The sequence below is a fragment of the Pseudomonas sp. NPDC088429 genome (genome assembly GCF_044753305.1).
Taxonomy (GTDB): domain Bacteria; phylum Pseudomonadota; class Gammaproteobacteria; order Pseudomonadales; family Pseudomonadaceae; genus Aquipseudomonas; species Aquipseudomonas rustica.
The window spans coordinates 1-2426 of record NZ_JBIVMX010000150.1; the positions used below are offsets into that span (position 1 = coordinate 1).

At 59.4% G+C, this 2426-nt stretch carries 1 protein-coding gene; it reads right to left on the reverse strand.

Annotated elements, in window-relative coordinates; all coding sequences use genetic code 11:
* A partial coding sequence (pheT, locus tag ACIP66_RS28520) for a phenylalanine--tRNA ligase subunit beta (RefSeq protein WP_400652616.1) occupies window positions 1–2390 on the reverse strand: 2390 nt, incomplete at its 3' end.
* Between the last annotated feature and the right edge of the window lie 36 nt (window positions 2391–2426).

Consider the following 2426-nt stretch of genomic DNA (forward strand, 5'->3'; position numbering starts at 1 on the left):
GGCCCCATACGTCTCTTCCTTATCGTGGGGTTCAAACTTTGTTCGAGCGAGTTGAGTATATTTTGCGTCGTCGAATTCACCTCATCGTCATTAAGAGTGCGCGATGGATGCTGCCAGGTCAAGCCAACTGCGAGGCTTTTTCTATCAGGATCAATGCCTTTACCCTGATATACGTCAAACAGCCTGAGATCTGTGAGCCATTCGCCTGCATTTTCACGGATTACGTCCAGTACTGCCGAGGCTGCGACGTCTTTGTGTGCAATTAATGCAAGGTCACGACGCACCTCAGGAAAGCGCGACAACTCGTGGAATTTCGGCATTTTACCGAGTGCCACTTCAGCCAGAACCAGCTCGAAAACGAAGACTGGACGATCCAGACCCAAGGCTTTCGACAATTCCGGGTGAATGGCGCCGATGAAACCGACTTCACGCCCTTCTCGCTCGATGCGCGCGGTTTGACCCGGGTGCAGCGCCGGGTGGTTGCCCGGAGCGAAAGTGAACGAATCCAGTGCACCGGCGAAGCCCAGTACTGCCTCCACGTCAGCTTTGACGTCGAAGAAGTCGATGGTGTCGCGACCTTGTGCCCAGCCTTCCGGAAGACGGCTACCGCAGACAACACCCGACAACATCGGCTCTTGCTTCAAACCTTCGAGCTGACCGACGAAGCGCAGACCGCTTTCGAACAGACGCACGCGATCTTGCTGACGATTGAGGTTGTGCTGCAGCGCCTTGACCAAACCTGGCCACAGCGAAGAACGCATGGCGGCCATGTCATTGGAGATCGGATTGGCCAGCAACAGCGGCTCAACGCCCGGATTGAACAGTTCGAACTGACGAGGATCGATGAAGCTGTAAGTAATCGCTTCCTGATAACCACGAGCCACCAGCAGACGACGCAGTTCCGGCAGATCGCTACGCGCTTCAGCCTTGGCTTGCGGCGCGAGACGCGCTTGCGGGTAACGAACCGGCAGACGGTTGTAACCGTACAGGCGGGCCAGTTCTTCGATCAGATCGACTTCAAGACTGATGTCGAAGCGATGGCTTGGCACTTCTACGCGCCATTGGTCAGCGCCGTCGGCGGTAATGCCCAGACCCAGGCCGCTGAGCAGACGCTCAACCTGAGCCGAATCCATTTCCATGCCGAGCATCTGGGTGATGCGCTGCGAACGCAGGGTGATCGGCGCGATCGACGGCAGGTGCTGCTCGCTGACGGTCTCGATGATCGGGCCGGCTTCGCCGCCAGTGATTTCCAGCAGCAGGCCAGTGGCGCGCTCCATGGCTTCACGGGCCAGTTGCCAGTCAACGCCACGCTCGTAACGGTGCGACGCATCGGTGTGCAGACCGTAGGAACGAGCCTTGCCCGCCACAGCGATCTGGTCGAAGAAAGCACTTTCGAGGAACACATCACGAGTGGTCGCGGACACACCGCTGTGCTCGCCACCCATCACACCGGCGATAGCCAGAGCGCGGCTGTGGTCGGCGATCACCAGCGTATCGCTACGCAGGCTGACTTCCTGACCGTCGAGCAAAACCAGCTTCTCGCCCTCTTCCGCCATGCGCACACGGATGCCGCCATTGATTTCGGCGAGATCGAAAGCGTGCAGCGGCTGACCCAGCTCGAGCATCACGTAGTTGGTGATGTCGACGGCTGCGTCAATGCTGCGCACGTCGGCACGACGCAGACGCTCAACCATCCACAGCGGCGTAGGCTTGGACAGGTCGACGTTACGGATCACGCGACCGAGGTAACGCGGGCATGCAGCCGGCGCCAGCACTTCGACCGAACGCACTTCGTCGTGCACGGCAGCTACGGCCGGCACTACTGGACGGGTGACCGGAGCGTCATACAGCGCGCCAACTTCACGGGCCAGACCGGCCAGGGACAGGCAGTCGCCACGGTTCGGGGTCAGGTCAACCTCGATGCTGGCGTCTTCCAGATCCAGGTACACGCGGAAATCTTCGCCCACTGGCGCATCGGCCGGCAGTTCCATCAGACCGTCGTTGCCTTCACCAACCTGCAGCTCGGCTTGCGAGCAGAGCATGCCGTTGGACTCAACGCCACGCAGTTTGGCTTTCTTGATTTTGAAGTCGCCCGGCAGTTCGGCACCGATCATGGCGAACGGAATCTTCAAGCCCGGACGCACGTTTGGCGCACCGCACACGACCTGAAAGGTTTCCGCGCCATTGCTGACTTGGCAAACGCGCAATTTGTCGGCATCAGGGTGTTGCTCGGTGCTCAGCACCTCGCCCACAACCACGCCGCTGAATACACCGGCGGCCGGCGTAACGCTATCGACCTCAAGACCGGCCATCGACAGACGAGCAACCAGCTCATCGCGATCTACCTGCGGGCTAACCCAGCCACGCAGCCATTGTTCACTGAATTTCAACCTGCTCTCCTAAGAATTCGTTACGACTACCGAAAT